This is a genomic window from Lentzea waywayandensis (genome assembly GCF_900115955.1).
Classification (GTDB): Bacteria; Actinomycetota; Actinomycetes; order Mycobacteriales; family Pseudonocardiaceae; genus Lentzea; species Lentzea waywayandensis.
Genome location: NZ_FOYL01000001.1, coordinates 850,573 through 870,452, shown reverse-complemented (window position 1 = coordinate 870,452; position 19,880 = coordinate 850,573). Strand labels below are relative to the sequence as shown.

The following is a 19,880-nucleotide window of genomic DNA, read 5'->3' as shown; positions in this document are numbered from 1 at the left end:
GGCTGGACTGACGGAGCTGATGAATGAGTACCTCCAGCGAGAAGGTGGTCGAGGCCCTCCGCGCCGCGATGAAGGAGGCGGAGCGGCTGCGCAAGCAGAACCGGCAGCTCGTCGCCGCCGCCACCGAACCGATCGCGATCATCGGGATGGCCTGCCGCTTCCCCGGCGGCATCAGCTCGCCGGAGGACCTGTGGGAGCTGGTGTCGTCCGGTCGTGACGCGATCACCGGTTTCCCGGCCGACCGCGGCTGGGACATCGACGCGCTGCTGGGCGGCGGTGTCGACGAACGCGGCCACAGCGTGTCCGTGCAGGGCGGTTTCCTGCAGGGCATCGCGGATTTCGACCCGGCGTTCTTCGGCATCTCGCCGCGCGAGGCCGTGACGATGGACCCCCAGCAGCGCCTGTTGCTGGAGACGTCCTGGGAAGCGCTGGAACGCTCCGGCATCGACCCTTCTTCTCTGCGCGGCTCACGCACCGGTGTTTTCGTCGGCACCAACGGACAGGACTACGAGCACCTGCTGATCCGCGGCCTCGACGACGCCACCGGCGACGTCGGCACCGGCATCGCGGCGTCCGCCGAGTCCGGTCGCATCTCCTACGCCCTGGGCCTCGAAGGCCCGACTTTGACCGTCGACACGGCGTGCTCCTCTTCTTTGGTCGCACTGCATCTGGCCGTGCACGCACTACGCGCGGGGGAGTGTTCACTGGCTCTCGCGGGTGGCGTCAACGTCATGTGCACGCCAGGCTCGTTGGTCGAGTTCTCGCGTCAGGGCGGACTCGCGTCCAACGGCCGATGCAAGGCCTTCTCCGACGACGCGGACGGCACGGGCTGGTCCGAGGGCGTCGGCGTGCTGGCACTGGCCCGCCTGTCGGATGCAGAGGCTTTGGGTTACCCGGTTCTCGCCGTGGTGCGTGGCTCGGCCGTCAACTCCGACGGCGCCTCCAACGGCTTCACCGCCCCGAACGGCCGCGCCCAGCAACGGGTCATCCGCGCCGCCCTGGACCGCGCCGGTCTTGGTCCGTCCGATGTGGACGTCGTGGAGGCCCACGGCACCGGCACCGCGCTGGGCGACCCGATCGAGGCCCGCAGCCTGCTGGCGGTGTACGGCGCGGATCGGCCTTCGCCTTTGCTGCTGGGTTCGGTGAAGTCGAACATCGGCCACACCCAGGCCGCCGCCGGCGTCGCGGGCATCATCAAAATGGTCCAAGCGATGCAGCACGGCGTCGTGCCCGCCACCCTGCACGTGTCCCGCCCGTCCACGCACGTCGACTGGACCGCCGGCTCCGTCGAACTCGCCACCTCGGCCGTGGCCTGGCCTTCCACCGGTCGCGCCCCGCGCGCCGCCGTCTCGTCGTTCGGCGTATCCGGCACCAACGCCCACGTGATCTTGGAAGCTCCGAGTGCTCCAGAACTGTCAGACCTGCCTGAGATGATTGAGATGGGGGCTCGCAGCCCCCTGGGGGCCGAACAATCCGAATCGATCCCGAAGAGCGCGCCGCCGTGGCTCGTGTCGGCGAGGTCGGAGGCCTCGCTCGCGGCGCAGATCGAACGGGTGCGCGCGCTCGACGCCGACCCAGTGGACGTCGGGTTCTCGTTGGCGACCACGCGCGCGTTGTTCGAGCACCGGGCCGTGCTGCTGGACGGAACCGAGATCGCGCACGGCCTGGCGCGGCGGACCGAACTGGCACTCCTGTTCTCCGGCCAGGGTGCGCAGCGCGTCGGCATGGGCAAGGAGCTGTACACCGAGTTCGCGGTCTTCCGCGAGGCGTTCGACGAGGTGCTGCGGCACCTCGACCCAGGGCTGCGCGACGTCATGTGGGGCGACGAGGAGGCGCTGAACCAGACAGGCAACACGCAGCCCGCGCTGTTCGCGTTCGAGGTCGCCCTCTACCGGCTGCTGGAGTCGTTCGGCGTCACCGCCGCGCACGTCACCGGCCACTCGATCGGCGAGATCGCCGCCGCGCACATCGCCGGCGTGTTCAGCCTCGAAGACGCCGCCACCCTCGTCCAGGCACGCGCGAGCCTCATGCAGGAGCTGCCGCCCGGCGGCGTGATGATCGCGCTCCAGGCCACCGAGGACGAGATCACCCTCACCCCCGGCGTCTCCATCGCGGCGATCAACGGACCGGATTCCCTGGTCATCGCGGGCGTCGAGAGCGAAGTTCGCGCGATCGTCGCACGGTTCGAAGGCCGCAAGAGCAAGCAACTCGCCGTCAGCCACGCGTTCCACTCGCCGCTGATGGACCCGATGCTCAACGCCTTCCGCGAAGCCATCGGCGGCATCACGTTCCGCAGCCCGGCGATCCCGATGACCGGCGATGTCGCCGGCCCCGAGTACTGGGTCCGCCACGTCCGCGACACCGTTCGCTTCCACGACGCCGTGACCGGCCTGGGCGACCGGACGCTGCTGGAGATCGGACCGGACGGCGTGCTGTCCGCGCTCGTCGAGGCGATCCCCGCCCAGCGCAAGGACCGCGACGAGCGCACCGCGTTCATCACCGCACTCGCCCGGCTGCACGTCGCCGGCGTCGGAGTCGACTGGACACCGTTCTACCCCAACGGCAAGCGCGTCGACGTCCCCACCTACGCGTTCCAGCACGACCGCTACTGGCCGTCGGTATCGGTGAGCGCGGGCGACGCCGCCGGACTCGGCCTGTCCCCGGCGGACCACCCGCTGCTCGGCGCCGCGATGACCGTCGCGGGCTCCGGCGAGCTGATCCTCACCGGCACGCTGAGCAGGACGGGCTGGCTCGCCGACCACGTCGTGTTCCCGACCGCGGGCGTGCTGGAACTCGCGTTCCGCGCCGCCGACCTCGCGGGCTACGAGCGCGTCGAGCAGCTCACGCGGGCCGCACCGCTCGTGCTGCCGGACAACGGCGCTGTTCAGGTGCAGTTCCAGGTCGGACGCGACGGCGCGTTCCGGTTCCATTCGAGGCGCGGCGACGCGGAGTGGGTCGAGCACGCCGCTGGCCTGCTCGGCGCGGGCGTTCCGGCACCGGCCAAGGAAGGCGAGTGGCCGCCGAAGGGCGCGACCGTCGTCGACCTCGACGGCTTCTACGACGAGACGCCTTACGGGGAAGCGTTCCAGGGGCTGCGCGCGGCCTGGAGGCGGGGGCGGGGGGTGTTCGCCGAGGTCGCTTTGCCTGTTGACGCAAAGGGTTTCGGTGTCCATCCGGCGCTGCTCGACGCCGCCACGCACGCCGCCACGTTCCTCGGTCTCGACGGCGTTCCCGCGAACTGGCAGGGCGTATCCCTTTACGCGAACGGCGCGGAGGTCGTTCGGGTAAAGCTGTCCGCTGTGGACGGTGGTCTGAAGCTCGCCGCCGTCGATGTGGCCGGAGACCCGGTGTTGTCCGCGGACGTCGTGAGCATCGAGCCGTTGGGCGAACTGAGCGCGCGAACCGGCGTGGACTCGCTGTTCCGCCTCGACTGGGTGCCCGTCACCTACACGCCCGCCGACGTCACCGTCGCGCACTTCACCGGTGAGCAGACGCCGGAGTCCGCGCACGCCCTGGCCGCGGCCGCGCTCGACGCACTTCAGCAGGCGACCGGAAAGCTGGTCTTCGTCACGCGCGGAGCCGTGACCGGTGACGACGTCGCGGCCGCGACCGTCTGGGGTCTGGTGCGGTCCGCGCAGACCGAGGACCCCGGCCGCTTCCTGCTCGTGGACCTCGACGACGCGCCCGAGTCCGAAGCGCTGCTGCCCGGCCTCGGCGGGCTGATCGACGCGGGGGAGACCCAGGTCGTCGTCCGCGCCGGCGAGGTGTTCGCGGGAAGGCTCGCGCGCGCGACCGACATCGTTGCGGGCGAATGGGATTCCGCCGGTACGGTGCTGATCACCGGCGGAACGGGCGGCCTCGGCGCCGTCCTCGCCCGCCACCTCGCGACGCGCGGCCAACGCCGGTTGCTGCTGGTCAGCCGCCGCGGCCTGGACGCCCCCGGCGCCGCCGATCTGCGCGCCGAACTCACCGCGTTGGGTGTCGAAGTCGAGGTGAAGGCCTGCGACGTCACGGAACGCGCCGCCGTCGCGGACCTGCTGGACGGCGAGCGGCTCACCGCCGTCATCCACACGGCGGGTGTGCTGGACGACGGCGTGATCGGTTCGCTGACGCCCGAACGGCTTTCCGCTGTCCTGGGGCCGAAGGTCGACGCCGCCTGGCACCTCCACGAACTCGCCGGCGACGCGCGGCTCGTCCTGTACTCGTCGGTGTCCGGCGTGATGGGCGCGGCAGGGCAAGGCAACTACGCCGCCGCCAACGCGTTCCTCGACGCCCTCGCGGCCCACCGCCACGGACTCGGCCTCCCCGCGCTGTCGCTGGCCTGGGGCGCCTGGGACACCGGCATGACGTCCACTTTGGACGAAGGCGACCTGCGCCGGATGCCGATGCTCTCGGTGGAGCAGGGCCTCGCGCTCTTCGACGCGGCCGTCACCTCCGGCGAGTCGCTGCTCGTGCCGCTGGCATCCGGTGGCGCGGCGCAGGGTGACGTTCCGGCGATCATGCGCGGCCTGGTACGAGCGGGCCGGCGCACGGCCGCGCGCGAGATCGTGGCCGGCGGACTGCTCGCGAAACTCGGCGGGTTGACTGGTCTCGAGCGTGTGCGGACCATCGCGGACGTCGTGCGGACCGAGGCCGCGAAGGTCATCGGCTACGCCAACGCCGACGCGGTGGGAACGGAGAAGGAGTTCCGCGCGCTCGGGTTCGACTCGCTGACCGCGATCGAACTGCGCAACGCCCTCGCCTCGGCCACCGGCCTGACGCTGCCCGCGACGTTGATCTTCGACTACCCGACGCCGCTCGTGCTGGCCGAGCACCTGCTCGCCGAACTGACCGGCGAGGGCACGGACCTCGACATCACCGCGCAGGCGATCGCGGACGCGGACGACCCGATCGTGATCGTCGGCATGGCCTGCCGGTTCCCCGGCGGCGTCTCGACTCCCGAGGACCTGTGGCGGCTGCTGGCCGACGGCACCGACGCGATCGCGAGCTTCCCGGCCGATCGCGGCTGGGAGCAGGACGCGCTGGCCGCCGGTGGCACCGTCGAGGGCGGTTTCCTCTACGGCGCAACGGAGTTCGACCCGGCGTTCTTCGGCATCTCGCCGCGCGAGGCACTCGCGATGGACCCGCAGCAACGTCAGCTTCTCGAGGTCTCCTGGGAGGCCGTCGAACGCGCGGGCATCAACGCGTCCACGTTGCGCGGCTCGAAGACCGGCGTCTTCGTCGGCACGAACGGTCAGGACTACACGAACCTCGTGCTGCGGGCCCGCGGCGACATCGAGGGCCACGCGTCGACCGGCCTCGCCGCCGCGGTGATCTCCGGCCGCCTGTCCTACACGTTCGGCTTCGAGGGCCCCGCGCTCACGATCGACACCGCCTGCTCTTCCTCTTTGGTGGCACTGCACCTGGCCGCGCAGTCACTGCGCTCGGGTGAGTCGTCGCTGGCACTCGTCGGCGGCGTGACGGTGATGTCCACGCCGATGAACTTCGCCGGCTTCAACGCCCAGGGCGGCCTCGCGGCGGACGCGCGCTGCCGGGCCTTCTCCGACAACGCCGACGGCACCGGCTGGGCCGAAGGCGTCGGCGTGCTGGTGGTCGAACGCCAGTCGGACGCTCTGCGCAACGGCCACACCGTGCTGTCCGTGGTCCGCGGCTCCGCGGTCAACCAGGACGGCGCCTCGAACGGCTTGACGGCACCGAACGGCCCCGCCCAGCAACGTGTGATCCGCCAGGCCCTCGCCAACGCCGGTCTGTCCACGGCGGACGTCGACGCCGTCGAGGCCCACGGCACCGGCACACGCCTGGGCGACCCGATCGAAGCCCAGGCGCTGCTCGCCACCTACGGCCGCGACCGCGCTGGAGCGCCACTCCACCTGGGCGCGATCAAGTCGAACCTCGGCCACACCCAGGCCGCCGCGGGCGTCGCCGGCGTGATCAAGATGGTGCTCGCCTTCCAGCACGGCCTGCTGCCGCGAACCTTGCACGTCACCGAGCCGTCCTCGCACGTCGACTGGTCCGCGGGCGCCGTCTCTCTGCTCACGTCGAACACCCCGTGGCCCGCCGTGGACCGCCCGGCCCGCGCCGGCGTCTCGTCGTTCGGCCTGTCGGGCACGAACGCCCACGTGATCTTGGAAGCGCCGAGCGCCCCAGAACTGTCAGACCTGCCTGAGATGATTGAGATGGGGGCTCGCAGCCCCCTGGGGGCCGGGCAATCCGAATCGATCCCGAACCGCGAGCACGGCGCGGTGCCGCTCGCGGTGTCGGCGAAGTCCGCGGCGGCGTTGGCGGCGCAGGTCGAGCGGATCCGCGCGGTCCAAGCGGCGCCGGTCGACGTCGCGTACTCGTTGGCGGTCACGCGCGCGTTGTTCGAGCATCGGGCCGTGCTGCTGGACGGCGAGGTGCTGGCCGGCGGTGAGGCGTCGGGGAAGACGCTCGCCATGGTGTTCTCCGGGCAGGGCGCGCAGCGGCTCGGCATGGGGCGTGAGCTGTACGAGGCGTTCCCCGTGTTCGCCGAGGCGCTGGACGCCGTGCTGGAGCACCTCGACGACGTTCGCGACGTCATGTGGGGTGACGACGCCGAGGCGCTGAACCAGACCGGGAGCACGCAGCCCGCGCTGTTCGCGGTCGAGGTGGCGCTGTACCGGTTGGTGGAGTCGTTCGGAGTCGTCCCGCGCCTGCTGGCCGGGCACTCGATCGGCGAGATCGCGGCCGCGCACGTCGCCGGCGTGTTCAGCCTCGGGGACGCGGCGAAGCTCGTCCGGGCACGCGCACGGCTCATGCAGGCGCTGCCGCAGGGTGGCGTGATGATCGCGCTACAGGCGACCGAGGCCGAAGTGGCACCGCACCTGACCTCGGGTGTGTCCATCGCGGCGATCAACGCGGCCGACTCGCTCGTCATCGCGGGAGCCGAGGACGAAGCCCGCACGGTCGTCGCCCGGTTCGAGGGCCGCAAGAGCAAACAGCTGAAAGTCAGCCACGCGTTCCACTCACCGCTGATGGAACCGATGCTCGCCGAGTTCCGGCAGTCGATCCAGGGACTCACGTTCCACCAGCCGAGCATCCCGATCGCGTCCACAGGCGACCTCACCGACCCCGAGTACTGGGTCGGCCACGTCCGCGACACGGTTCGTTTCGCCGACAACGTCGGCAAGCTCAGGGAACAGGGCGCGAGCGCGTTCCTGGAGATCGGGCCGGAGGGCGTGCTGTCCGCGCTCGTCGACGGAGCGATTCCAGTGCTGCGCAAGGACCGTGGCGAGCACAAGGCGTTCGTGACGGCACTCGCGCGGCTGCACGTCAGTGGCACCGACGTCGACTGGTCCGGCTTCTACCGGGGCGGGCGCGCGATCGGCCTGCCGACGTATCCGTTCCAGCGCGAGCGGTTCTGGCCCGAAGCGGCTACCGCGGCAGTGGCTTCGGATCCGGCCGACGCGGCGTTCTGGACGGCCGTCGAGCAGGAGGACGTCGCCTCGCTGGCCGCCACGCTCGACCTCGACGCCGAGACGCTCGCCGGCGTGCTGCCGGCGTTGTCGGCGTGGCGGGGCAAACGCCAGGCGCAGTCCACTGTGGACTCCTGGCTGCACAGGGAGAGCTGGCAGCCGATCTCCGGCCTCACCGCGAAGCCGGGCAAATGGCTCGTGGTCGGTGAGGCCGACGAACTGCTCCTGAACGCGCTCGGGGACGTCACGGTGCTCGCCGCCGGGCAGGACCGGGAGCACCTGGCCGGGCGGCTGGCGGAGTTCGCGCAGGTCCCGTTCGCCGGCGTCGTGTCGCTGCCGGCACCCGAACCGATCATCACCACGACCGCGCTGATCCAGGCGCTCGGCGACGCCGGAGTCATGGCGCCGCTGTGGGTTCTGACGCGCGGCGCGGTGTCGACCGGGCGTGCGGACGCCGTCACCGAACCCTGGCAGGCCGGTGTGTGGGGGCTCGGCCGGGTCGCCGCGCTGGAGCACCCGAACCGCTGGGGCGGCCTGATCGACCTGCCCGCCGAACTGGACGAGCGGGCGGCGCAGCGCGTCGCGGCGGTGCTGAGCAGCGACGAGGACCAGGTCGCGGTGCGGGCGTCGGGTGTGTTCGGCCGGCGGATCCTCGTGGCACCACGGACGTCGGGCGAGTGGCAACCACGCGGAACTGTCGTGATCACCGGTGGCACGGGCGCGCTCGGCAAGCACGTCGCACGGGACCTCGTCGCGCGCGGCGCGGAGAAGGTCGTGCTGCTGAGCCGGCGCGGCCCGGACGCTCCGGGCGCGGCGGAGATCGTCGCCGAGCTGGGCGTCGAGGTCGTGAAGTGCGACGTCGCGAACCGCGCCGAGCTGGCCGCGGTGCTGACGGACGACGTCAAAGCCGTTGTGCACGCGGCCGGAGTGCTGGACGACGGTGTGCTCGACGGGCTCACACCGGAGCGGTTCACCGACGTGTTCCAGGCGAAGGTCGCCTCGGCGTTCCTGCTCGACGAACTGACCCGCGAACGAGAGATGGACGCGTTCATCCTGTTCTCGTCGGTCGCGGGCGCGATCGGCAACCCCGGCCAGGCCAACTACGCCGCCGCCAACGCCGTTCTCGACGCCATCGCCACGCAACGCCGTGAGCAGGGTCTGCCAGCGACGTCGATCGCGTGGGGCGCCTGGACCGGTGATGGCATGGCGGGCGAGGAACGCGTCGTGCGGACGATCAAGTCCGTCGGCGCGTCCACTTTGGACCCGGCGCTCGCGGTCGCGGCGATGCGAGGCGTGGCGGCGGAGGCCGCGCCCACCGTCGTGATCGCGGACATCCACCACCCGCAGCTGCTCGGCGCGTTGCTGAGCCTGCGTCCCTCGCCCGTGCTGGCTGAACTGCCCGGCGCCCGCGAGGTGCTGGACGAGCTGGCGGCAGCGCGCCGCGACAGCGAATCGGCTGCGGCTGAGTTGCGTCGCAGCCTGCGTGAACTGCCTGCCGCGGAACGGATCGAGCCCGTCCTGGAACTCGTCAGGGTGCGTGCCGCGCAGGTCCTCGGCCACTCCGGCAAGGAGGCGGTGGCGAGCGACAAGGCGTTCCGCGACATCGGTTTCGACTCGCTGACCGCGGTCGAACTGCGCAACCAGCTCACCGAGATCACCGGACTCGCACTGCCCGCCGGCCTGGTGTTCGACTACCCGTCGCCGCGCGTGCTGGCCGAACACCTGCTGGCGTCGCTGCTCGGCGAGGGTGCCGACGTCGACGACGTGTCGGTCGTGCAGACCACCGACGACATCGCGATCGTCGGCATGGCCTGCCACTTCCCCGGTGACATCGACTCGCCGGAAGACCTGTGGCGGCTGCTGGTCGCGGGCGAGGACGCGATGTCGGACTTCCCGGCCGACCGCGGCTGGGACCTGTCGTCGTTGCAGAGCTCGACGTTGCGCGGCGGCTTCCTGAGCGGTGTCGCGGACTTCGACCCGGCGTTCTTCGGGATCTCGCCGCGCGAGGCGTTGGCGATGGACCCGCAGCAGCGTCTGCTGCTGGAAACCTCCTGGGAGGCCGTCGAACGCGCCGGCGTCGATCCTGCCTCGTTGCGCGGCTCGCGGACCGGCGTGTTCGTCGGCACGAACGGGCAGGACTACCAGCACGTCGTCATGGCCTCCAACGAAGACCTCGAAGGCCACGCCGGCACCGGACTCGCGGCATCGGTGATCTCCGGCCGCATCTCCTACGCGCTGGGACTGGAAGGGCCCGCGGTCACGATCGACACGGCGTGCTCGTCGGCCCTGGTGGCGCTGCACCTCGCGGCACAGGCGTTGCGCGGCGGCGAGTGTTCGCTGGCGCTGGCCGGTGGCGTCACGGTGATGGCGACGCCGACGTCGTTCTCCGGCTTCTCCCGGCAGGGCGGGCTCGCGCCGGACGGTCTGTGCAAGGCGTTCTCCGAGTCCGCGGACGGCACCGGCTGGTCCGAGGGCGTCGGCGTCCTCGTCGTGGAACGACTCTCCGACGCTGTCGCCGCCGGGCACCCGGTACTGGCGGTCGTGCGCGGCTCGGCGTTCAACCAGGACGGCGCGTCCAACGGCCTGACCGCGCCGAACGGCCCATCACAGCAACGGGTAATCCGGCAAGCGCTTGCGTCCGGCGGACTGTCACCGTTCGATGTGGACGCCGTAGAAGCGCACGGCACCGGAACCGTGCTGGGCGACCCGATCGAGGCACAGGCGCTGCTGACCGTGTACGGGCAGGACCGCGCGGAGCCCCTGCGGCTGGGTTCGGTGAAGTCGAACCTCGGCCACACGCAGGCGGCGGCGGGCGCGGCGGGCGTGATCAAGATGGTGATGGCGTTCCAGCGCGGCCTGCTGCCGCAGACCCTGCACGTGACCGCACCCTCGTCGCACATCGACTGGTCGACGGGCGCGGTCTCACTGCTGACCGAGAACACCGCCTGGCCTTCGGTCGACCGGCCGTGGCGCGCGGGCGTGTCGTCGTTCGGGATCAGCGGCACGAACGCCCACGTGATCTTGGAAGCGCCGAGCGCCCCAGAACTGTCAGACCTGCCTGAGATGATTGAGATGGGGGCTCGCAGCCCCCTGGGGGCCAGCCAACCGGGATCGATTCAGCAGGCCGGCGTGGTACCGCTCGCGGTGTCGGCGAAGTCCGCGGCGGCGTTGGCGGCGCAGGTCGAGCGGGTCCGCGCGGTCGAGGCGGCACCGGTCGATGTCGCGTACTCGCTGGTGAACTCGCGGGCGTTGTTCGAGCACCGCGCGGTGTTGCTGGACGGTGCCGAGATCGCGAGCGGGGTGGCGGGGGAGCACACGCTGGCCCTGCTGTTCTCCGGGCAGGGATCGCAGCGGCTCGGTATGGGACGCGAGTTGTACGCGCGGTTCCCGCAGTTCGCGGACGCGTTCGACGACGTGCTGGCACACCTCGATCCGAAGCTCAAGAACGTGATCTGGGGCGACGACGAGGAGAAGCTCGACCAGACCGGCTACACGCAGCCGGCGTTGTTCGCGTTCCACACGGCGCTCTACCGGCTGATGCAGGCCTTCGGGATCAAGCCCGCCCACCTCGCCGGGCACTCGATCGGCGAGATCGCGGCGGCACACGTCGCGGGCGTGCTCAGCCTGGAGGACGCGGCGAAGCTGGTCAGTGCGCGCGCGAGTCTCATGCAGGCGTTGCCGCGCAACGGCGCGATGGTGGCCGTGCAGGCGACCGAGGAAGAGGTGAGCAAGCACCTCACGAGCAAGGTGTCGATCGCGGCCGTCAACGGGCCGACGAGTGTCGTCATCGCGGGCGACGAGGCCGAGGTCGAGGCCATCGCGAGCCGGTTCGAGAAGACCAAGCGGCTCAAGGTGAGCCACGCGTTCCACTCGCCGCTGATGGAACCGATGCTCGACGACTTCCGCGCCGCCATCAGCACCATCACCTTCCACGCACCGAAGATCCCGATCGGCGCGTCCGGCGACGTCACCGACCCCGAGTACTGGGTCAGCCACGTCCGCGACGCGGTCCGGTTCACCAGCAACGTCGCGAAGATCCCGGCGACCAAGTTCCTGGAGATCGGACCGGACGGAGTGCTGTCGGCGCTCGTCGACGGCGCGATCCCGACGCTCAGGAAGAACAGGACCGAGCAGGCCGCGCTGGCCACCGCGCTCGGCCAGCTGCACGTCGACGGAGTCGACGTCGACTGGACGCCGTGGCTGCGAGGCGGCCGGCTCGTCGCGCTGCCGACCTACCCGTTCGACCACGAGCGGTTCTGGCCCAAGGCCGCCGTCGGCGGACGCGCGGGCGACCCTGCCGCGTACGGGCTCAGGTCCGGCGGGCACCCGTTGCTCGGCGCGGCGATCTCCGTCGCGGGCACCGACGAGCTCGTGCTCAGCGGCCGTCTCAGCCTCGCGACGCACCCGTGGATCGCCGATCATGTCGTCGGTGGAGCGGTGCTCTTCCCCGGCACCGGGTTCCTCGACTTCGCGATCCGCGCGGGCGACATGGTCGGCTGCGACCGCGTCGACGGGCTCACGATCGTCGTTCCGCTGGTGCTGCCCGAACGCGAGGCCGTCGCGGTCCAGGTGCGGGTCGGGGCGCCGGACGAGCACGGGCGAAGGCCCGTCAGCGTGCACTCACAGCATCCCGGCGCGGACGAGTGGATCCAGCACGCCGGCGGCACCCTCGCCGAGGGACCGCATCAGGCCGAGTTCGACACGAGCGTGTGGCCGCCGGAGAACGCTGAAAGCCTTGACCTCGAAAGCTTCTACGAGACGCTCGCGGAAGGCGGCCTCCGCTACGGTCCGATCTTCCAAGGCGCACAACAGGCCTGGCGCAACGGCGACGAGGTGCTCGTCGAGGTCGCGCTGCCGGACAGCGTCGACGACGCGGCGACGTTCGGCGTGCACCCCGCGCTGCTCGACTCCGCACTGCACGCCATCACGTTCGTGGAGGACGCCGGTCAGGGGCTGCCGTTCGAGTGGAACGGCGTGTCCCTGCACGCCATCGGCCCGTCGCGGCTGCGCGTGCGGCTGAAGCACACGGGCGGCGACGCGGTCGAGGTCACCGCCGTCGACGTCGAGGGCGCGCCGGTGCTGTCGGTGAAGTCCCTGGTGGTCAGGACGCCTGCCGCCAACGCGCCCAGCAACCCCGTGCAGGACTCGCTGTTCCGCGTCGACTGGGTGCCCGTGCCGGTCGGCGAGGCGACCGAGATAGACGCGCGGGTCGTGGAGATCAGCGGCGACGCGACGACTGTGCACGAGACGACCCAGCGCGCACTGGAGATCCTGCAGACCGCCGAAGAACGCGTCGTCTTCGTGACGCGCGGCGCCGCGGCGATCGGCGACGAACCCATCAGCCAGCTCGGTGCGGCGGCGGCCTGGGGACTCGTCAGGTCCGCCCAGGCGGAGAACCCCGGCCAGTTCCTGCTCGTCGACCTGGACGAGCACAGCGAGCTGACGCCCGGCATGCTCGTCACCGAAGAGCAGCAGCTGATCGTGCGTCGCGGCACTGTCCACGCTGGACGGTTGGCGCGCCTGCAGACCGGGCCGACACTGGTGCCGCCGACCGGAACCCCGTGGCGGCTCGACACGACCGCGAAAGGCAGCCTGGACAACCTCGTCCTGGCGCCGTGGACGCCGGAGCCGTTGCAGGGCAAGCAGGTTCGCGTCGCGATCCGGGCGGCCGGGCTCAACTTCCGCGACGTGCTGAACGCGCTCGGCATGTATCCGGGCGAGGCGGGCTCGTTCGGTGCCGAGGCCGCCGGTGTGGTCGCGGAGATCGGGCCCGACGTCGAGGACCTGAAGGTCGGCGACCCGGTGTTCGGCATGCTGTTCGGCGGCATGGGACCGGTCGGCGTCATCGAAGAGCCCTACCTGATCAGGCTTCCGGACGGCTGGACGTTCGAGCAGGGCGCGTCGGTGCCGCTGGTGTTCCTCACCGCCTACTACGCGTTGATCGAGCTCGGGAACGTGCGGCCGGGGGAGAAGGTGCTCATCCACGCCGGCGCCGGTGGCGTGGGCATGGCGGCGATCCAGGTCGCCCGGCACCTCGGTGCGGAGGTGTTCGCCACCGCCAGCGAGGGCAAGCAGGACGTGCTGCGCGGCCTCGGCCTCGACGACGACCACATCGGCAACTCCCGCGACACCGGTTTCGAGAGCAAGTTCCCGCGGGTCGACGTCGTGCTGAACGCGTTGACCGGCGAGTTCATCGACGCCTCGCTGCGGCTGCTCGGCGAGGGCGGGCGGTTCCTGGAGATGGGCAAGACCGACCTGCGGGAGGACGTGCCGGGCATCTTCTACCGGCCGTTCGACCTCGGCGAGGCGCACCCGGACCACGTTCAGCGCATGCTCGTCGCACTCATGGAACTGTTCGAGCGGGGCGTGCTGACCACGCTTCCCATCGCGGCCTGGGACGTGCGGCGGGCGCGTGACGCGTTCCGTTTCATGAGCCGTGCCCAGCACATCGGCAAGATCGTGATCACCGTGCCCGCGGGCTGGGACCCGTCCGGCACCGTCGTGATCACCGGCGGTACCGGTGGCCTGGGCGCGGAGCTCGCCCGGCACCTCGTCGCACAGGGCGCGAGGAAACTGTTGCTGCTCAGTCGCCGTGGTCTCGACTCACCGGGCGCGGAGGAGCTGCTGGGGCTGGACGCGGATATCACGATCGCCGCTTGCGACGTGGCCGACCGGGACGCGCTCGCGGATGTCCTCAGTGGACACGACGTGACCGCTGTCGTGCACACGGCCGGCGTTCTGGACGACGGCGTGATCGCGTCGATGACGCCGGAGCGGCTGGAGAAGGTGCTGCGGCCCAAGGTGGACGCGGCCTGGAACCTGCACTCGCTCGTGCCGGACGCGCACTTCGTCCTGTACTCGTCGGTGTCCGGCGTGCTCGGCACTGCCGGTCAAGGCAACTATGCGGCCGGCAACGCGTTCCTCGACGCCCTGGCCCAGTACAGGCGTTCGCTGGGGCTGCCCGCGGTGTCGCTCGCGTGGGGCGCGTGGACGTCCGAGGTCGGCATGACCAAGACGATGGACGCGTCCGCGTTGGAGCGGCTGGAGAAGTCGTCCATGCCGCCGATCTCGCTGGAGCACGGACTGGCGTTGTTCGACGCGGCGATCGGCGTCGACGAACCGCTCGTCGTGCCCGCGCGGATCATCACCGGTGCCGGCACGACGATGGTGCCGCCGTTGCTGCGCAACCTCCTGCGCGGCGGCCGCCGAACCGCGGCGCGTGCGCAGGGAACCGTTGCGTTGCAGGGCTTGCAGGACGTTCGCCCGGCGGAGCGGGTGCGCACGCTGGTGGACCTGGTGCGGGGTGAGGCCGCCGCCGTGCTGGGACATGCCTCGGCTGACGCGATCGACGGCGACCGCGAGTTCCGGCAGCTCGGCTTCGACTCGTTGACGTCGGTGGAGCTGCGCAACCGGCTCGGCACCGCGACGGGGCTGACGTTGCCCGCGACGCTGGTGTTCGACTACCCGACCCCCCAGGCGCTGGCCGAACACCTCATCGCCGAGCTGTTCGGCGGAACCGCCGAGGTCGAGGACTCGGTCCGGGTGTCGGACGAGGCCATCGCGATCGTGGGTATCGCCTGCAAGTTCCCCGGTGGGGTGTCGTCTCCTGAGGAGTTGTGGGAGCTGGTGCTGGGCGGGCGGGACGCGATCGGCGGGTTCCCGGCCGATCGCGGCTGGGACGAGAACCTCGTCGGTGACGGCGCGGGGCAGTCCGTCACCGGGCAGGGCGGGTTCATCGAGGGCATCGCGTCGTTCGACCCGGCGTTCTTCGGGATCTCGCCGCGGGAGGCCGTGTCGATGGACCCGCATCAGCGGCTCGTGCTGGAGACGTCGTGGGAGGCGTTGGAGCGCACGGGCATCGACCCGCTGGCGTTGCGCGGCTCGCGGACCGGCGTCTACGTCGGCGCGTCCGGGCAGGACTACGCGCACCTGATGCTCGCGTCCGAGCAGGCGCTGGAGGGGTACTCGGGCACCGGGACCTCGCCGAGCGTGATCGCCGGCCGGGTGTCGTACGCGCTGGGGCTGGAAGGCCCGTCGATGACGATCGACACGGCGTGCTCGTCGGCGTTGGTCGCGTTGCACCTGGCGGTTCAGGCGCTGCGCAACGGCGAGTGTTCCTTGGCGCTGGCCGGCGGTGTGCAGGTCATGTCGGCACCGGGTGCGTTCATGGAGTTCTCGCTCCAGGACGGCCTCGCGCGGGACGGCCGGTGCAAGCCGTTCTCCGACACCGCCGATGGCACGGCATGGTCCGAGGGCATCGGTGTGCTCGTGGTCGAGCGTCTGTCCGACGCGGTCGCCGCCGGGCACGACGTGCTCGCGGTCGTGCGTGGTTCGGCCGTCAACCAGGACGGTGCGTCCAACGGCCTGACCGCACCCAACGGACCCTCACAGCAGCGAGTGATCCGCCAGGCGCTGGCCTCGGCGGGTTTGAAGTTCGCCGACGTCGACGCGGTCGAGGCGCACGGCACGGGCACGACCCTGGGTGACCCGATCGAGGCCCAGGCGTTGCTCGCGACCTACGGCCAGGACCGCTCGGAGCCACTGCTGCTCGGCTCGATCAAGTCCAACATCGGTCACACGCAGGCCGCCGCGGGTGCCGCCGGCGTGATCAAGATGGTGATGGCGCTGCGCCACGGCCTGTTGCCCCGCACGATCAACTTCACCGCGCCGTCGTCCCACGTCGACTGGACGGCTGGTTCGGTCGCGCTGCTGCGGGAGAACACCCCGTGGCCCGCAGCGGACAGGGTGCGTCGCGCCGGCGTCTCGTCGTTCGGCATCTCGGGCACCAACGCGCACGTGATCTTGGAGGCCGCTCCCGTCGCTCAGGAATTGTCAGACCCGCTTGAGATGATTGGAAAGGGGACCTCACGTCCCCCCAAGGGGGCGCCTCTCGTTTTTTCGGCGAAGTCCCCCGCTTCGCTGCGCGCTCAGATCGAGAGGGTCAGCGCGGTCGAGGCCGACGCGTTCGACGTCGGGTTCTCGCTGCTGAAGCGCTCGCGGTTCGAGCATCGCGCGGTGCTGCTGGACGGTGCGGAGGTCGCGCAGGGGCAGGCGTCGCGGCGCAAGCTCGCCGTGTTGTTCTCCGGGCAGGGCTCGCAGCGGCTGGGCATGGGGCGCGAGTTGTACGAGCGGTTCCCGGCGTTCAAGCAGGCGCTCGACGAGGTGTTCGACCACGTCGACGTCCGCGACGTCATGTGGGGCGACGACGCCGCGGCGCTCGACCAGACCGGGAACACGCAGCGCGCGCTGTTCGCGATCGAGGTCGCGCTGTACCGGCTCGCCGAGACGTTCGGCATCGAGCCGGACTACGTCGGCGGCCACTCCGTCGGGGAGATCGCCGCCGCGCACGTCGCCGGCGTCCTGAGCCTCGGCGACGCCGCGAAGCTCGTCAACGCGCGCGCCGCGCTCATGCAGGCACTCCCGGCAGGGGGAGCCATGATCGCGGTCGAGGCCTCCGAGGAAGAGATCACGACGACCGACCAGGTGTCGATCGCAGCCATCAACGGGCCCAGGTCGCTGGTGCTCGCCGGCGAGGAGGAAGCGGTCCACCAGATCGCTGACAGGTTCGAGGCGATGGGCCGCAAGACTAAGCGTTTGCCGGTCAGCCATGCGTTTCACTCGCCGTTGATGGAGCCGATGCTGGACGACTTCCGCGCCGTGGTCACGGCGCTGGACCTCGCCGCGCCGCGCATCCCCGTCGTCTCCACCCTCACCGGCGCCATCGCGGACGCGGAGCTCACCGAGCCGGAGTACTGGGTGCGGCACGTCCGGGAGACGGTGCGGTTCGCCGACGGCGTCACGACGCTCGAAGCGGCGGGGGTCACCGCGTTCCTGGAGATCGGGCCGGACGGCGTGCTGTCCGCGCTCGTGGACGACGCCGTTCCCGCGCTGCGCAAGGATCGCGACGAGACCACGGCCTGGCTCACCGCCCTCGCGCGGCTGCACGTCGCGGGCACGAACGTCGACTGGGCGGAAGCCTTCGAGGGCACCGGCGCCCGGCGCGTCGACCTCCCCACCTACGCGTTCGACCACGACCACTACTGGCCGACGCCGATGGCCCAGGCCGCCGACGCCGCCGGGCTCGGCCTCGGCCCGGCCGACCATCCGTTGCTCGGCGCCGCGATGAGCGTCGCGCAGGAGGACGCCGTCGTGTTCACCAACCGGCTCGCGGTGGCGTTCCCGGAGACGGCGTTCGCGGAGATCGCGTTCCGGGCCGCCGACCAGGTCGGGTACGGCTCGGTCGAGGAGCTCACCGTCACCGGACCGCTCACCCCCGGCGTGCTGCAGGTGTGGATCGGCGCACCGGACAACGGAAAACGCTCCCTCACCGTCTACACGCGACTGAACGACGAGCAGCCGTTCGTCAAGATCGCGAGCGGAACGCTCGCGGAAGGCGAGTATCGGGCCGGCTTCACGGTCAGCGAGTGGCCGCCGAAGGGCGCGACGGCGATCGGCGAGCAGATCTGGCAGGCCGGCGACGCCGTCTACGCGGAGGTCACGTTGCCGGAAGGCGCTACCGACGCCCAGTTCTACGGCGTCCACCCGGCACTGCTCGACTGTGCGACCCGGATCACCGAGGACACCCAGGTACCGCTGGAATGGCACGGCGTCAGCCTGCACGCGGTCGGCGCCGACACCGTGCGGGTCAGGCTGCGCGACGGCGAGTTCGCCGCCGTCGACACCAGCGGTTCGCCGGTCGTGTCGGCGCGGAACATCGCCTTCGGCGCACCGCTCGCGGCCCAGCACCACCAGGACTCGCTGTTCCGCCTGGAATGGGTGCCCGCACCCGAGACCCAGCCTGCCGCGGACGTGCGCGAGGTGCGGTTCACCGGCGAGAGCGTCGACCAGGCGCATGAGCTGGCCGCCAAGGCGTTGGAGCTCCTCCAGCAGTCCGAGGAACGGCTGGCGTTCGTGACGAGCGGCCTGGCGAGCGCGACCGTCGAAGGCCTGGTCCGCACGGCACAGACGGAGAACCCGGGACGTTTCCTGCTCGTCGACACCGACGGCAGCACCCCGCTGCCCACCGGGCTGCTCGACGCGGGGGAGACCCAGGTCCGCGTCCGCGATGGCAAGACCTACGTCGCCCGCCTCGCCCGCGTCACCGACACGGTCGCCACGGCCGAGTGGGACCCGGAAGGCACCGTCCTGATCACCGGCGGCACCGGTGGTCTGGGCGCGGAACTGGCACGTCACCTCGTCGCCGAACGCAACGTCCAGCGCCTGCTGCTCGTCTCCCGGCGCGGCCAGGAAGCGCCGGAAGCCGTTGCACTGCAAGCAGAACTCACGGCACACGGCGCCGACGTCACGATCGCCGCCTGCGACACCGCGGACCTCAAGGCGGTGAAGAAGGTGGTCAAGGGCGTCAAGCTGACCGCCGTCATCCACACCGCCGGCGTCCTCGACGACGGCATCATCGGTTCGCTGACGCCCGAGCGGCTCGCCACCGTCTTCAAGCCCAAGGTCGACGGCGCCTGGAACCTCCACGAGGCCACGAAGAAGCAGAAGCTTCAGGCGTTCGTGCTCTACTCGTCGGTGTCGGGCGTGCTCGGCAGCGCGGGTCAGGGCAACTACGCCGCGGCCAACGCGTTCCTCGACGCACTGGCCGGACATCGGCGCGCGCAGGGCCTGCCGGCGACGTCGCTGGCGTGGGGTCCGTGGGCGCAAACCGGTGGCATGACGGCACATCTGCAGGACGGCGCGATGGACCGCATCGGCCGCACCGGCATGCCGCCGCTGTCGGTCCGGCAGGGCATGGCGCTGTTCGACGACGCGACCTCACGCGAGGACGCGGTGCTCGTTCCCGCCCGCATCACCACCGGCCGCACGAACGGTCCGGTCGCAGCGGTGCTGCGTGGTCTGGTGCGCGGCGGAAAGCGCGCGGCCGGTGCCGGTGAGACGTCCACTGTGGACTTCGCGGCCACGCTCGACGCGGTTCCAGCGGAGGATCGGGCGAAATACCTGGTCGACCTCGTGCGCGGCCACGCGGCGGGCGTCCTCGGCCACGCGACCCCCGCGGCGATCGACAACGACAAGCAGTTCCGCGACCTCGGCTTCGACTCGCTGACCGCCGTGGAACTGCGCAACAGCCTCGCGTCCGCCACGGGCCTGAAACTGCCCGCCGGCCTCGTCTTCGACTACCCGACACCCGACGAGCTCGCCGTCTACCTCGCGGGCGAACTGCTCGGCGACGACACCGGGCCGTCGCTCGCGAGCGAGCTCGACAGGTTCGAGGCCGTGCTGGCCGCGAGCCCCGACGAGGACAGGGCCGGAATCGCCGCCCGCCTGCGCACCCTGCTCGCCCAGTACGGCGGCGCGAAGTCCGAGGAAGCCGTGAACGACCGCATCAACTCGGCGACCGTGGACGACGTGTTCGCCTTCATCGACAACGAACTCGGCCGACGCACCGAGCGCTGACCCCATCACGCGGACGGAAGGTTTCCGGCGATG

At 71.2% G+C, this 19,880-nt stretch carries 1 protein-coding gene; it reads left to right on the top strand.

What is annotated here, in order from left to right:
- Nucleotides 1-23 precede the first annotated feature (23 nt).
- Complete coding sequence (locus BM417_RS48985; protein WP_143138486.1) at nt 24-19,847, top strand: type I polyketide synthase; 19,824 nt, start codon at nt 24-26, stop codon at nt 19,845-19,847.
- The last annotated feature ends 33 nt before the right edge of the window (nt 19,848-19,880 follow it).

Excerpts from the sequence above, each read along its gene's own strand:
- BM417_RS48985 (WP_143138486.1), top strand. The coding sequence starts at position 24 with ATGAGTACCTCCAGCGAGAAGGTGGTCGAGGCCCTCCGCGCCGCGATG.